This is a genomic window from Patescibacteria group bacterium (genome assembly GCA_041651355.1).
Lineage (GTDB): Bacteria > Patescibacteriota > Patescibacteriia > Patescibacteriales > UBA12465 > JAPLVX01.
On the sequence record JBAZJK010000001.1, the window covers coordinates 43,675 to 59,749 of the forward strand.

Sequence of the window (16,075 nt, forward strand, 5' to 3'; positions counted from 1 at the left end):
GTTATGTCTTTAGATAAGAAAAAAATCAAGATCGCTCACGTCCATGTTTGGGACCAGAAAAATAAAGGAGACGTGGCTATAGTTTTAGCTGTCCAAGAGCTGCTGAGGAAAAAATTTCCGGCTAGCCGGATTTTAGATTTTCCCGTTGAGACCCTCAAGGAATACGACCAGAAAAAGATTGACCGTATCAACCAAAGCGATGTACTTATCTTCGGCGGCGGCGGTTTATTTTATCATTATTTTTTGCCCTATAACCTTAGAGTGATCGCAGCCATCAAGGTGCCGATAATCATTTTCGGTGTCGGCTATATCCAGGAAATCGGCGCCTCAGGATTAGACGCTACCAAGCTCCATAGCTTGTTGGCTTTGGCCAAGAAAGCCAAGCTAGTCGGAGTGCGCGATTTTTATACTAAGAATTTTTTGTTAAGAAACAAGATGAGTGCTAGGAAGATAGAGCTGATTGGCGATCCAGCCACTTTGCTGAGCGAACAGGTTCCTATGGTTTCTATCCCTAAAGACCGAGTGAAGATAGGTTTGAATTTGAATTATTCTGGTTGGCTTGGTTTTGGTCAGTGGCAGGATGATATTCTCAAGGCTTATCAGGATTTAGCAAATTATTTTATCAAGGAATATAAAGCCAAGGTTTATTATCTTAAACATCATCCCGGGGAAGATAATATTTATCGCGCTTTAAAGATACCGCGTTTGGAAGTAATTGACTTATCGCCTCGGGAACAAAAATATGTTTACGGCCAATTAGACCTGGTTGTCGGCATGATGCTCCATGTCGGGGTTATGTCTTTCGGTGCCTTGACCCCAGAAATAAATGTCGCCTATGATTTGCGTAATTATAGTTTTGCCCGGTTTATCAATTGTCCTGAATTGGTAATCGACCTAGAAAAATTAAAGCATGGGGAGCTGCTTAAAAGCGCAAAAACAGTCTGGTCCGGGCGTGACGCTTATATCAAGAAATTCGAACGTCGGCGGCGGTTTATCAGAGAACAGCAGTTAGCGTTTCTAGATAAGATAGCCAGTCTTTTTTAAAAATATATGCTAGGTAAAGATTTTTCTAAAACTGCCGGTTTCTGGCCGGTATTAGCCGCCCTTTTGGGTAATTTTTTTGTTGGTATCGCCAAGTTTTTCGGTTTCTTAGTATCAGGTTCCGGCGCCCTCTTCTCTGAGTCCATCCATAGTTTGGCAGATACCGCTAACCAGTCGCTTCTTATTATCGGCGTTCGCCGCTCGGTGAAACAACCCACAAAGCTTTTTCCTTATGGCTATGGTCGGGAAAGATTTATCTTTGCTCTAATCTCGGCTTGCGGCATCTTTTTTATCGGCTGTGGTATAACTGTTTATCATGGCTTGAATTCTTTGATCCATCCTGATTTGGTTCACTTTAAGCCGGTTACTCTTTATATCTTGTTTTTAGCCTTATTGATCGAATCCGGCACCCTATGGTTGGCAATCAGAGACATTAGAAAGCATTTCCCTAAAAGCAAATTAAAGATTATTTTGAGGGAAGCGGATCCAACCACCTTAGCTGTCGTCTATGAGGACGGCTTGGCCGTCATCGGCGTTTTAGTAGCCTTAGCTAGTATCGTCCTAACTTATATGACTGGCCAAGTTTATTGGGATGCCATCGGCTCGATTATCATCGGGTTGCTTTTAGGGGTGGCTGCCATCATCCTGATTAATAAGAATCGTCATTATCTGATTACCAAGTCTATTCCCAAAGGCCTGGAAGACGAGCTGATTGAGTTGATCGAAAGCGATCCTTTCGTGGAAAAAGTTTCTGATTTTAAATCAGCCATCTTGGACGTTGATAAGTATCTGATTAAATGCGATATCGAGTTTAACGCCTCAGCCTTGGCAAAAGAACTTTCAGAGCATGGTTTTTTAGAGGACGAGTATGAAGAGGTTAAGGAAAGCTATCAGAATTTCATGAAATTTTGCGTTGAATATGCTGACCGTGTTCCTAGGATGGTGGGACAGAAAATAGATGGCCTGGAAAAAAAGATCCGGCAATTAGTGCCTCAGGCTGTTTTTATCGATATTGAAATCAATTGATTCTTTGGTTTTTTTTTGCAAAATACTCCGCTTTTTTAATAGAATCGCCTGTGTTATACTAAATAAAGGTAAAAATATTTTAAGTCTGAATATATGGGTCGCCACAAAAAAAAGAAAGAAACCAACCCGCTTGATTACGTAAATCTACCGAATCTTAGCTTAGACGAACGGGCCAAGAAGAGTATCGGCATAGTCTTTATCTTTGTCTTGGGCTTGATCAGCCTTTTGGGCTTATTTGATCTATCAGGTAAGACTGGGCAATTTTTATCTAGGTATTTAGCCCTTATTTTCGGCTATGGTAAATGGTTGGTACCCTTGGTTTTTATCTTTTGGGGCATACTCTTAAGCAAGGGAAAAAAATATCATATCCGTTTTAGTGATTATTTAGGGCTTTTTCTATTATTTATCTCCTACCAGACCATTTTCCATTTTTTCATCAAGCAGGCTAATTGGGAGTTAGCGGCTGACAGCGGGGCAGGCGGAGGATATATCGGTTTTTATCTATCACAATTTTTCGTTTATTTATTCGGTTTTTGGGGTGGTCTGATCGTCATCTTAGCTTTATTCCTGATTTCCCTGGTCCTCGTCTTTAACACCTCTCTGTCTAAAATCATCGGTCATGAAAGCTGGTTGGCCAACATCTTCAAGCCTTTACTTGGTCTAGCGCAGTCCATGTTCAGCCGTTCAGAAGATGAAGGGGAATCTTTAGACCAAGCGCAGCTAGCTTCTATCCAAAATACCGCCCTTAATTCCTGGCAGCAAAAAGATTTACAGCCTGAGGCCGGGACGGCCGTTGATAGTAACAGTAAATCAGAAGTAGAGCCTGAACCGAGCCTGGCTCATCGTGCCCAGCCCAAAGCCCAGGAAAAGATCGTCTGGCCCAAGAGCAAGGTAAAGATAGATTTGCCTTTAGAGTTACTGAATAATAAATTTTCTAAAGCGATTGGAGGCGATACGGCTGCTAACGCTCTGAAGATAAAAAAGACTTTAGAGAATTTTGGTATCGCGGTCGAGATGGGAGAAATAAAAGTCGGTCCCACAGTCACCCAATATGCTTTTAAACCGGCGGAGGGTATCAAATTATCCCACATCACCACTTTAAATAATGATCTTAGCTTGGCTTTAGCAGCTCATCCTTTGCGGATAGAGGCTCCGATTCCCGGTCAGTCCCTAGTAGGCATAGAGGTGCCTAATAAGGCCAAGGCGATCGTCGGCCTGAGAGAAATCTTAGAAGATAACGTCTTTAAGAATCGGAAGAATAATCTGATGGTAGCCTTAGGTAAAGATGTCGCTGGCACGGCCTGGATGTATGATATTTCTCGGATGCCCCACCTATTAGTGGCTGGGGCCACCAATTCCGGCAAATCAGTTTGCTTGAATACAATAATCGTTAGTCTCTTATACCAGAATAATCCGGATGATTTGCGCTTTATCATGGTTGACCCTAAGCGCGGCGTCGAGCTTAATTTCTACAATGGCATCCCCCATCTTTTAACTCCGGTCATTACGGAAGTTTCCAAAACCATCAATGCTCTGAAGTGGTGTTTGAATGAGATGGAGAGGCGCTACGATCTTTTAGGCAAAGCGGCTAAGAAGAATATCCAATCATATAATGCTAGTGCCAGTGAGAAATTACCCTATATAATTTTCATTATCGATGAATTAGCGGATTTTATGATGACGGCTGGCAAAGACTTGGAAGCGGCTATCATCCGTTTAGCTCAGATGTCTCGCGCTATTGGCATCCATTTAATCCTAGCTACCCAAAGACCGAGCGTTAATGTTATCACTGGTTTGATCAAGGCGAATATCCCGACTCGGATTGCTTTTGCCGTCGCTTCAGCGGTTGATTCTAAGACTATCTTAGACGCTAGCGGAGCTGAGAAACTCTTGGGGCAGGGAGACATGCTCTTTAGCTGTTCAGAATTTGCCAAGCCGAAGCGGATCCAGGGCGCTTTCTTAAGTGAAGGTGAAATCGTCGAGGTGGTGAATTACATAAAAGAAAAGAGCGGTCCAGCGGAATATTTGGAAGGCGTGACTGATCGGCAGAAAGTAGCTGGAGTCGCCGGCGTCGGCTTAGATGGGATCCACGGCGATGAAGATGAGCTGCTTTTGGAAGCGAAGTCTATAATCTTGAAGGCAGGAAAAGCTTCAACCTCTCTACTGCAAAGACGTCTGAGCATCGGCTATGGTCGGGCGGCTAAGATTCTGGATATGTTAGAAGAAGCTGGAGTCATCGGACCGGCCAACGGCTCTAAGCCTAGAGAAATATTGATCAGTGGCTCTGATTTTGTGAGCGCCACGCCTTTACATCATCGATCAGAGACGGATGCCCCAGACAGCTATCTAGATGAGGACGAGGGCGATGATGGAACCTTAGCTTTTAGCGGCTCAGATGAAGAGGCGGAAGATATAGAAGAGGCCGAAGAGGAATTAGAGTTAGATTCGCAAGAATTAGATGAAGTAGTGGAGGATGAAGATGAAATTTTAGAGGATATTAAGGAAGATGAGCCCCAAATTGAAGCAGAAGAGCCGCTAGTAACGCCCAAAGCACCAAAAATTGAGAAACATGCGAAAAATCTAGATCCCAAAGATGATGATGATGAGGGGATGTACTTTGCTCGGTAGATTTAATTTAATATTAGCTATAAATTACTTAAAATCACTGTTGTCGTCAGTGATTTTTAGTTGATATTGACAAAATTATTAAAATGTAGTATTATATAAGCATATTTATGGCTAATATTGTAGCCTTAAATGTTTCTTTGACAATTAAATCATTAATAATAAAAACCAAAAACAGTAAACCATGAAAAATCTTGTAATTGTATTATTTACTTTGTTGATTTCAGTCAATTTTGGCTTCGGTCAAGTGAATGTCCAGTTCTCTCAAAATAACCAGTTTGAGGCCTGGAACGATTCGGTATTTAACAGCGATGGGTATTATTGCAATACTAACCTGTTAGCTTACCATGATTTCTCCCTCGCCAATGGCGATAGTATCACTAAGTGGGTGTGGATCTTTGAAGGTGCCACTAATTATGACACGTTGGAAATGACCCCAAACAATTATCAGATGCATATCTGGGTGTATTATCCTAATATCCCGGGTAGCTACCAAACCACTTTAACGGTTTATGCATTTAATTCCGCTAACGTGGAATATTTTTCTTCAGTGACTGTAACGGTTCATATCGGGCTTGCTAGTATATTTGGTGGCGACTATTATGAAGTTACTCCTGATGACTCTGTTACTCTTAGTTCCTATTCTTCATCTGGCCCCGGTCATTTTATCTGGTCTAAAGATGGAGTATTCATTCAGGAAAGCTTCAATTCTAACAGTAGCTACTTGACGGTCAACGAGGTTGGGGAATACATGGTAACCTATATTAACGATCAATCGGGTTGTGAAACTTTCGATTTTAATTATGTTGATTGGGTTTGGCCTGGGTCAGTTTGCGCCATGTTTGGCACTGACGACAGCCTATCTCTTGGCGGCGGATATTTCTGCAACCAAGCCTCTATCACCTTTTATGACTTGTCGAGCGTTTACTCGACCGCCCAACTCTATCATTGGACTTGGCGGGTTAAAACAGGCGATGGCAATACGGTTTTACAAGAGATTGTTTTCAACCAGGCTAATTATCAGCCTTCGATTACGATCCAGTTCGCTGACAGCACAGCCTACTACCGCGTAGAGTTAGCTGTATCGAGTTACTCTCCTGGTACCTCAACGCTTAACGTCGGCTTACACTTAGGATTCTCTGACGTATCCGCTAGCCCTGATGTTACTATCGCCCCTGGCGATTCCGTAACTTTATCTGCCTATACCAATTATGGACCGGGGAATTTTCTCTGGTACAAGGATGGTTTTTTAGGTTTTACCAGCAACGCCAATGTTAGCTATTTATCGGTAGCTGATTCGGGAATGTATCTGGTAAATTACCATGGTAACGGTTGCGAGTCTTGGGATTCGGTGATGGTTAAGTGGGCCGATCCTATGCCAGCTCCGGTAGCTAGCTTCTCGGTTAATAGCCCAAACTATGCTCCGGTGGCCTATTTCTGTAATACGATCCAGGTCTACTGTTACAACCATTCTATTTGCAGTAATATTACCAAATCAGTCTGGGTAATTACTCAGCAAAACCAGACCAGCTCCATCACTTTAACCGGCCCCAATGCTCTTGATTACATAACCGTGAATCTGATTCCTGGGAATGACCATGTCGACTTGGTTAAACTGTTCGTCTATAGTTTTGACGGTAATTATAATGTCGAATTGGTTGATTCAATTGAAACTCAACTAGTAATGGGCTTCTCTGATATCGTAGTATCAGATCCGGTCGTTGAACTGACAGCCGGTTCAACGGCTAGCCTGCATGCTTATACCACCTTCGGACCGGGGACTTTCATCTGGACAAATCAGAGTGGAGATACCCTGGCGGTTACAAGTAACGCCATTCAAAGCAACCTGCTTGTTTCCGACACCGGAGTTTATTGGGTAAAGTTCGTTAATGTTTTGGGAAATTGCGAAAATATCGCTTCTATAAAAGTGATTTATGCCATTACCACCAATTTATCCGAACTGACCCACGCTAACACCCAGGTTTATCCCAACCCGACATTTGAGAGATTCACAGTGGATAATTTCTCTGGGAAGGTAGAGATTTTTTCTGCCACTGGACAGCTGATTTTCAGCCAGACAGTGTCTGAAAAAACAAGTATCTTATGCCAGGACTGGAAACCTGGTTTCTATTTCATCCGTCTCAAAACTCTTTCCGGTGAGACCGAAACGGTCAAACTGGTAAAGCAGTAAATAGCACATTGTAAAATGATCAGGACCCTCGGACTCAAGTTTCGAGGGTCTTTTTTTATTATCAGGAATCACTTATAATGGATTTATATGTTGGCACAGATCAAGAAAATAATTCCGCTCCGCTTATTTAAAATTCTCCAACCGCCCTATCATTACCTGATGAATCTAGCGGCGGCTTTAACGTATAGATTTCCTTCCCAGAAATTGATCGTTATCGGCATTACCGGCACGACTGGCAAAACTTCTACGGTTTATCTGGCTGCTAAAGCCTTAGAAGCCAATGGATATCGGGTTGGCTATAGTTCGACCGCGCAGTTCAGTGACGGCCGGAAAGAGTGGTTGAATGACAAGAAGATGACAATGGTCGGGCGCTTTTTTACGCAAAGACTATTACGGGAGATGTTAAAAAATTCTTGCCAATACGCGATTATCGAAACGACCTCGGAAGGCATTAAGCAGTTCCGCCACCGTTTCATTAATTACGACATCCTGTTATTTACTGGCTTATACCCTGAGCACATCGAGTCCCACGGCAGCTTTGAAAAATATAAAGCAGCTAAGAGTGACTTGTTCAAGCATCTAAAGAATTGCCGGACTAAATATGTTAATGACAAGAAGCTTGTCTGCCGTCCGAAGAGCGAGCTAAAAAAGCTCGACCTGGAACGTGTTAAAAAAACCATTATCGTTAATGGTGATGATGACCACGCTGCCCATTTCTTGTCTTTTTGGAGCGAAAATAAGTTTATCTATAGTTCGAGCTTGGCTGATCGGAGCGAAGCGGCAAAATATTTCCGTTTAGATCCCCTAGCTAAAGATTGGCATTTTTTAGGCTATCATAGCGTGAGGGCCAGTGCTGATGGTACTGAATGCATTATTGACGGGCAGGGCGTCCAACTTTCTCTGCTTGGTGATTTTAACGCTCAGAATGCCACCGCTGCCTACGCGGTTACTGTTAGCCAGAATCTAAAGGCTGATTTGAGTCTGCGAGCCCTGGAGAGCGTTAAAAGCCTAGCAGGGAAATTAGAGAAGATTGATCTCGGTCAAAATTTTTCCGTGATTGTCGATTACGCCTTTGAACCTAGAGCTTTAGAAAAAGTTTATCAGGCTATTTATCTGTTAGAACCCCAACGCATCATCCATGTTCTAGGTTCAACCGGAGGCGGGCGCGATGTCGCGCGGAGGCCGGAACTGGGCAGGATAGCCGGAGAAAGGGCAGATTGCGTGATCGTCACTAACGAGGACCCCTATGACGATAATCCACAATTAATCATTGAGCAGGTAGCTCTAGGCGCGGAAAGAGCTGGGAAAGAACTGGATAAGGATCTTTTTAAGGTTCTAGATCGCCGTTTGGCCATCAGGCAGGCCCTAAGCCTGGCTCAAGAGGGTGATTTAGTCTTAATCAGCGGCAAAGGCGCCGAACAATATATATGTGTCGCTGGCGGCGAGAAAGTCCCTTGGGATGACCGGAGGGTAGCCAGGGAAGAGTTGACAGCCCTTTGTGGATAAAATGTGTGTTGACAAGCCTCAAATAATATAATATTATTACTTAGACAACTATTATTAAGTAAAAAATGGATAAAGCGGTGATAAAAGCTTAATTTTTTTGTATTATAGCTATTCCGTTTTTTTTGTTATATTAGTGAAATATTCTTTTTTAAATCTTTATTTTAAAAAAGTGGGCGCCAACAACTCAAATTAACTTAATATCTTTATTTTAACTCAACCATCAGGATTGAGATTTTTTGTTTATATAAATTTGTCGGTCTAAAAATTTTAGTCTTGCCAATTTTTAATCTAAATTTATGTCCAAGCTCAAACATGAAGGCCATAAAACCGAGGCTCGCCGTTTCTTCAAGGATTTTCAAGAAGTCACGGAAATGCCGGAGCTAATCGAGATTCAGAAAGATTCTTATCATTGGTTTTTAAAGGAAGGCTTGATGGAATTATTCGATGAGATTAATCCGGTGACCGATTTCATCGGTCGTGACTTAGAATTATATTTTGAAGACTATTATCTGGATGAGCCTAAATTTACCGAAGTGGAAAGCCGGGAAAAAAATATTACCTATGAAGCGCCCCTTAGGGTCAAGACTCGTCTTTTGAATAAGAAGACCGGAGTCGCTAATAGCCAGGAGGTTTATTTGGGAGATTTTCCCTTGATGACCGATAAGGGTACTTTCGTTATCAACGGTATCGAGAGAGTGGTTGTCTCACAGTTGATCCGTTCCGCCGGTGTCATGTTCACGGCTGAATTTGTGAAAGGCAAGAAATGCTATGGTGCTAAGATTATCCCTAACCGCGGCGCCTGGTTAGAAATAGAAACAGATTCAAACAAGGTGATTTGGGTAAGGATAGACCGTAAGCGTAAAGTCGCTGTTACTTCATTATTACGCGCTTTTGGTTATGCTGATGATGAGTCGATTCGCGCTCTATTCAAGGATGTCGATCTAGTAAAAAATAAGGATGAAGAGACATATATCGATGCGACGATTGCTAAAGATGCGGCTAAGGATGAAGCTGAAGGATTGCAGGAGGTCTATAAGCGTATTCGTCCAGGAGATTTAGCCTCAGTTGAAAACGCCCGCCAATTGATCTATTCCATGTTTTTCCGCTTTGACCGCTATGACTTTGGCCGGGTCGGCCGCTATAAGCTGAACCGTCGTTTCGGTTTGGATTTAGCCAACAAGAAAGAGAACCGCGTTTTACGTAAAGAAGATCTAGTTTTGATCGTTAAAGAGGTTATCCGTTTAAATATTACTAAAGAACCGGAGGATGATATTGATCATTTAGGTAATCGTCGTGTCCGGGCGATCGGCGGTCTAATCCAGAATCGTTTCCGCGTCGGTTTAGCCAGAATGGAGCGCATCATCAAGGATCGCATGAGTACTAGCGATATCGCTACCTTATCTCCCGCTAAGTTAATCAATGCTCGTCCGGTTATCGGAGTGGTCAAAGAGTTTTTCATGTCTTCCCAATTATCGCAGTTCATGGATCAGACTAACCCTTTAGCCGAGCTCGAACATAAGCGTCGTCTATCAGCTATGGGTCCAGGCGGCTTAGCCAGGGAAAGGGCTGGTTTCGATGTTCGCGATGTGCATTCTACCCATTATGGCCGTATCTGTCCGATCGCTACTCCTGAAGGCCCGAATATCGGCTTAGTCGGCCACTTGGCCAGTTTTGCCCGTTTAAATAGTTATGGATTTTTAGAAGCTCCATACCGCAAAGTCTTGCACGAGAAAAATGGCAGCCGTCTGAGCGATGAGGTTGTCTATCTCGATGCTTTTGAAGAAGAAAAATATATCACGGCCGATGCTACCATCCCAACCGATGAGAATGGCCGCTTTTTAGTGAATAAATATGAGGTTAGAAAATATGGTCAACCTTCAGTCGATGAGGTGAGAAAAATAGATTTAGTCGGCGTAGCCGCTAATCAGATTATTTCTATCGCCACTAGCTTGATTCCTTTCATGGAACATAACGACGGCCAGCGTTCTTTAATGGGCACGAACATGCAACGTCAGGCTGTGCCTTTAATCAAAAGCGAGGCTCCGATTGTCGGCACAGGTGTTGAGGCTAGAGCGGCTCGTGATAGTGGCCATGTCGTTATTTCCAAAGAAGATGGTGAAGTTACTAGGGCGGATTCGGCGGTAATCGAAGTTAGTAACAAGAAGGGACAAACCACTAAATATGTTTTGAATAAATTTTTACGTTCCAACTCTTCCACCTGTATCAATCAACATCCGATTGTAGAATGCGGCGATAAGGTCAAGGCCGGCCAGGTTTTAAGCGACGGCCCTGCGATTGATAATGGGGAATTGTCTCTGGGCCGTAATGTTTTAGTTGCTTTCATGACCTGGGAAGGCTTTAACTATGAGGATGCGGTGATTATTTCAGAAAGATTAGTTAAAGAGGATATCTATTCCTCTATCCATATTGAAAATTATTCGATCGATGTTCGTGATACTAAACTTGGTCCCGAAGTTATCACTAACGATATTCCTAATATCAGTGAGGAAAAACTTAAGAATTTAGATGAAGACGGTATTATTCGTATCGGTGCTGAAGTGTCATCTGGCGATATCTTGGTTGGAAAGATCACTCCTAAAGGTGAAACCACTTTGTCGGCTGAAGAGAAATTGTTGCGCGCCATCTTTGGTGAAAAAGCCAAGGATGTTCGTGATTCTTCTTTATATCTAGAACACGGCGAACATGGTAAAGTAGTCGATGTAAAAATCTTCTCTCGGGAGGAAGGCGACAAGTTGTCGGCTGGTGTCTTGCAATCCATCCAAGTCTCGGTAGCTAATTTGCGCAAGATCCAAGTGGGCGATAAGATGTCAGGCCGTCACGGTAACAAGGGTGTTATTTCTAAAGTCGTACCAGCCGAGGATATGCCTTATATGGCTGACGGTACGCCAATCGATATTATTTTATCACCTTTAGGTATTATTTCCCGTATGAACCTGGGCCAGTTGTTAGAAACTCATTTAGGTTTTGCGGCCAAAAAGCTTGGCTATCGCGTAGCTACTCCAGCCTTAAACGGTATCAGTGAAGATCAGATCAAAGAGGAGCTTAAGAAAGCCGGCTTACCTGAAGATGGTAAAGTCACCTTATATAATGGTAAGACTGGTGAAGCCTACGATCATAAGATTACGGTTGGTTATAAGTATGTTTTGAAACTGAACCATATGGTCGAAGATAAGATCCATCAGCGCTCTATCGGTCCTTATTCCTTGATTACCCAACAGCCTTTAGGCGGTAAGGCCCAATTCGGAGGTCAGCGTTTCGGAGAAATGGAAGTGTGGGCCCTTGAAGGTTATGGCGCCGCTCATACTCTGCAGGAGATCTTAACCATTAAGTCTGATGATGTTACTGGCCGTAGTAAAGCCTATGAGTCCATCATTAAGGGTGAAACTATCGAAAAACTCAATGTCCCGGAATCATTCAATGTCTTAATCAGGGAGCTTAAGGGTTTATGCTTGGATGTTGAATTGCTAGGGGGAAGTCCGATGCCCGAGCCGAGCCGGGAAGATCTTGAGGCCGATCTCCCAAGAAAGAAAGATGATAAATATGATTATGACAAGCCGGAGATAATCGCGGCTGAAGATAAATCTAGCGATAGCATGGATTAAATTTAATTGATAATTAAACTCATATATATGCTTAATCCTATAAAAACCAGCGATTTCGACGCTATCCGGCTCAAATTAGCTTCGCCTGATAATATCTTGGCTTGGAGCCGGGGCGAAGTTTTACGCCCGGAAACGATTAATTATCGCACTCAAAAACCGGAAAAGGACGGTCTTTTCTGCGAAAAGATTTTCGGACCGGTTAAAGACTGGGAGTGTGCTTGCGGTAAATACAAGAAGATTCGTTATAAAGGAATTATCTGTGACAAATGCGGCGTCGAAGTTACTCGGAGCGTCGTCCGTCGTGAGCGGATGGGGCACATTACCCTGCAGATCCCTTGCTCTCATATTTGGTTTCTACGCGGCTTATCTTCTAAGATCGGGCTTTTGTTAAATCTAGGAATCCAATCTCTGGAAAAGGTTATTTATTTTGCCAGCTTTATAGTTACCGAGGTGGATGAGAATCTCAAAGAAGCAACCATTGAGCAAATCAAACAGGAATATAAGTCTAAGCGCAAAAGCATTGAAAATGAATTTAATAACGCTAGCCGTCCTAAAGATAAGGAATTGTCAGCTGGCGATCTCAAGGATTTAACCAGAGTTAAAGAAGAAAGATTGAAACAGTTAGATGAGGATTTCGCGGCCGCCCAGAAAGAGTTGAAAGAGTTGAAGCCGCTTTTAATCTTATCCGAGAATCAGTATCAGACCCTTAGTTTGAAATTCGGCCACATCTTTGAAGCAGGTATCGGTGCTGAGGCTATCAGGTATTTATTATCTAAGATAGATTTAGCTAAAAGCATCAAGAAAGTAGAAGAAAAGCTGGTAGATGCCATAGAATCAAAGAAGGACAAGCTGACTAAGCGCTTGAAGCTTTTAAAGAGTTTTAATAATAATAACATTCGTCCAGAATGGATGATTTTAAATATCTTGCCCGTCGTTCCGCCTGACCTTAGGCCGATGGTAGCTCTAGACGGTGGCCGTTTTGCGGCTTCCGATCTTAATGATCTTTATCGCCGGGTAATCAACCGTAACAATCGTTTAAAGCAGTTGATAGAACTTAACGCTCCTGAGGTTATTTGCCGCAACGAAAAAAGAATGTTGCAGGAGGCCGTCGATGCTTTGATTGATAATTCGGCTCGGCATACTAAAACCGTGACCGCTTCTACCGGACAGAAACGCCAGCTAAAATCATTAGCCGATGCTTTGAAAGGCAAACAGGGCCGTTTCCGCCAGAATTTATTAGGTAAGCGTGTGGATTATTCTGGACGTTCGGTCATCGTCGTTAATCCGAAATTGAATTTAGATCAATGCGGCCTCCCCAAGATAATGGCACTAGAATTATTCAAGCCGTTTATCATTAGTCAGTTGATTAAGCGCGAGATAGTCCATAATGTCCGCAGTGCTTCCCGCTATATCGAAGCTGGACATGACGAAGTTTTCGATATTTTAGAAGAAACGGTTAAGGAATCTTATGTCCTTTTAAACCGTGCCCCGACTTTGCATCGTTTAGGTATCCAAGCCTTTAAACCTATCTTAATCGAAGGTAAGGCGATCCAGATCCATCCTTTAGTTTGTACCGCTTTTAATGCCGACTTCGATGGCGACCAGATGGCTGTCCATGTCCCTTTGACGATTGAAGCGCGAGCCGAGGCTAAAGATTTAATGTTGTCTTCCCATAATCTATTGAAACCGGCTACCGGCGATCCAGTGGTAGCGCCAAACCAGGATATCGTTTGGGGTACTTATTATATGACTCTGGAAGACAAGGTTTCAGCTCTTAAGTCTGACAAGGAATTGAAGAGTTTTTATAGTGAAGATGAAGCCTTATTAGCCTACGAAAGCAACTTTATCGATTTGCATGAGACGATTCGTATTAAGTTCAATCAGGGCGACTTGATTAGAACTACGGTCGGGCGCATAATTTTTAATTTAATCCTTCCGGAGAAATTACGCTTCATCAATGACGTGGTCGGTAAAGGGAAATTAAAGGATTTGATTAAAGAGTGCCTACATGTCTATGGCGAGGAGTCGACGGTGCACTTTATTGATAACCTGAAGAATAAAAGTTTTGCCTTCATTACCAAGTCTGGTTTATCTTGGGGTTTTGGCGACCTGCCTGATCTTAAAGAAAAAGACCTGTTGATCGAGGCGGCTAACCAGAAAGTAGACCTTATCCAAGAACAGTATGAAGAAGGCTTGCTCACTGAAAGCGAACGCTATGCTAAGGTCATTGAAGAATGGACTAATACTAAGGATAAGATCGCTGATATCTGCAAGCAAGGCCTAAATGATGTTTTGCCCGTGTTCTCCATGATTGATTCTGGTGCGCGCGGTTCTTGGGCTCAGCCGGTTCAGATTCTAGGTATGAAGGGTTTGGTGACTTCACCTTCCGGCGCGATTATCGAATTGCCAGTCAAGGGTAACTTTAAACGCGGTTTCGGTGTGTTGGAATATTTCATTTCGACTCACGGTGTGCGTAAAGGTTTATCTGATACGGCTTTAAGAACGGCTAATGCCGGTTATCTAACTCGCCGTTTAGTCGATGTTTCTCAAGATGTAATCGTGTCTAGCGAGGATTGTGGCGATAGTGAGGGCTTATTATTCAATCGTCAGGAAGCTGAAAAGAATGGTGACGATTTCTTCAAGAAGATTACCGGACGTTATTTGGCTCAGGATCTCTTGGATTCAAAAGGGAAATTATTAGCTAAAGCCGGGGATCTTTTAACCGAATCAGTCGTCAAGACTTTTAAAGGTAAAGATTTTTCCGATATCATCATTCGTTCGGTTTTGAGCTGCAAGCTCCATAAGGGTGTTTGTGCTAAATGTTATGGCTACGACTTAGCTTATAATAAAACCGTGAAGATGGGGGCGACCGTTGGTATTATCGCGGCCCAGTCGATCGGAGAACCAGGAACTCAGTTGACGATGAGAACTTTCCATACGGGCGGCGTTGCCGGACAAGATGATATTACCCAGGGTTTGCCGAGAGTTGAAGAAATTTTTGAAGCCCGTCCACCGAAAAAGAAAGCCTTGATGTCGGATGTCGCTGGTAAGGTTAAAGTGGAGTTTGCCCAGAAGATAATTAAAGGTGAGGACGGACAGGATATCTTAGTCAACAATCCGCAAGCCAAAGTGTTGAGTATTTATTTTAAAGGCAAGGATTCGGATAAATATTATTTTTCCGAGAAGATTAATGAAGTTAAGCTGGCTGGCGGGATTACCGGTAAGACCAAGGCGAAGATCGAAGTCAAAGTCTTGGTGCAAGACGGTGATAAGGTTGCCAAAGGTTCGGATCTGTTCAAGGTCGGAAGCGAATTGGTTAAAGCTAAGGCTGCCGGCGTCGTCGAAGTTAATGATAAGTTCATCAAGATTTCCAAAGAAGTCGATAAGGTTAAGGAGTTTTCCATTCTCAAAGGTACGATGTTAATGGTTAAGGATGGCGATACAATTGAAAAGGGCCAGCAATTAACTGAAGGCAGCTTAGATTTACGCGAATTGTATAAGCTTAAGGGCCGCCTAGAAACCCAGAAATATATTATCAGGGAAATCCAGTACGTTTATTCTTCCCAGGGCCAACCTTTGAATGATAAGCACGTAGAGATCATTGCTCGTCAGATGTTTTCTCGCTATCTTGTTAAAGATCCGGGCGATTCCGGATTATTGCCAGGTGAGACCGTTGAAGAAGAAGTTTTAAGCGTCGCCGACAAGAGTGCTGCGACCAAAGTCAAGGCCGAAAGATTACTCTTAGGCATTACTAAGGCTTCTTTAACAACGGATAGCTTCCTATCAGCGGCTTCTTTCCAAGAGACTTCCCGAGTTTTAATCGAGGCAGCCGTTAATGGCAAAATCGATTATTTGGAAGGACTTAAGGAAAACGTCATCATCGGCTGTCTGATTCCGGCTGGCACCGGCTATAAAGGTAAGCAGCTACGCGATGATTACGGCCAAGCTAACCCTGAATTATCCGAGAAATAATTTTAAATAATTCAAAAAGCGCCCTATTATGGGCGCTTTTTATTATAAGCCTTCAGTCTTTTTAATTTTAGCAAAATAGCTTAAAATATAG

The 16,075-nt window shown here is 42.9% G+C and carries 7 protein-coding genes; all 7 read left to right on the forward strand.

Annotation, left to right across the window (positions count from 1 at the left end):
- Positions 1-3: 3 nt before the first annotated feature.
- Positions 4-1,044: a polysaccharide pyruvyl transferase family protein gene (locus WC441_00260; GenBank protein ID MFA5162943.1), complete on the forward strand. Its 1,041-nt coding sequence runs from the start codon at positions 4-6 to the stop codon at positions 1,042-1,044.
- Positions 1,045-1,050: 6 nt separating this feature from the next.
- Positions 1,051-2,067 (forward strand): cation diffusion facilitator family transporter, encoded by a 1,017-nt coding sequence (locus WC441_00265; protein MFA5162944.1) that lies wholly within the window; start codon positions 1,051-1,053, stop codon positions 2,065-2,067.
- Between the two features lie 93 nt (positions 2,068-2,160).
- Positions 2,161-4,695: a DNA translocase FtsK gene (locus tag WC441_00270; protein ID MFA5162945.1), complete on the forward strand. Its 2,535-nt coding sequence runs from the start codon at positions 2,161-2,163 to the stop codon at positions 4,693-4,695.
- 181 nt (positions 4,696-4,876) lie between these two features.
- The gene (locus WC441_00275) at positions 4,877-6,883 is read left to right on the forward strand and encodes a T9SS type A sorting domain-containing protein (protein MFA5162946.1); all 2,007 of its coding nucleotides are present in this window, start codon (positions 4,877-4,879) and stop codon (positions 6,881-6,883) included.
- 87 nt (positions 6,884-6,970) lie between these two features.
- On the forward strand, positions 6,971-8,389 hold the full coding sequence (gene murE, locus WC441_00280) for a UDP-N-acetylmuramyl-tripeptide synthetase (GenBank protein MFA5162947.1): 1,419 nt from the start codon (positions 6,971-6,973) through the stop codon (positions 8,387-8,389).
- Between the two features lie 296 nt (positions 8,390-8,685).
- Entirely contained in the window at positions 8,686-12,012 is a 3,327-nt protein-coding gene (gene rpoB / locus WC441_00285; GenBank protein MFA5162948.1) for a DNA-directed RNA polymerase subunit beta, read from the forward strand.
- Positions 12,013-12,039: 27 nt separating this feature from the next.
- Positions 12,040-15,984 (forward strand): DNA-directed RNA polymerase subunit beta', encoded by a 3,945-nt coding sequence (rpoC, locus tag WC441_00290; protein ID MFA5162949.1) that lies wholly within the window; start codon positions 12,040-12,042, stop codon positions 15,982-15,984.
- Positions 15,985-16,075: the final 91 nt, after the last annotated feature.